Genomic DNA, 207 nt, shown 5'->3' on the forward strand with positions numbered 1-207 from the left:
TCGAAGTAATCTTTCTTAGTAGTTTGAACTCCGGCTGGTTGACGACTGAAGAAACGACTGGTGTCTGGCGTAATGGTTTCAATCGTCTTATCTCCATCAGTTCCTTGATGAGTTAAAACAATGTTGCCATCTGGTTCGCCATTATCAAGTGTCGTCTTACCGTTTTTACCAGATTCACCTGTTTGAACCGTGACTGGTTCACTCGGA

At 43.5% G+C, this 207-nt stretch carries 1 protein-coding gene; it reads right to left on the minus strand.

Annotated features, from left to right (window positions below):
• A partial coding sequence (locus FD01_RS16345; RefSeq protein WP_162257372.1) for a hypothetical protein occupies positions 1 to 207 on the minus strand: 207 nt, incomplete at both ends.

The organism is Lacticaseibacillus manihotivorans DSM 13343 = JCM 12514, from assembly GCF_001435035.1.
Taxonomy (GTDB): Bacteria; Bacillota; Bacilli; order Lactobacillales; family Lactobacillaceae; genus Lacticaseibacillus; species Lacticaseibacillus manihotivorans.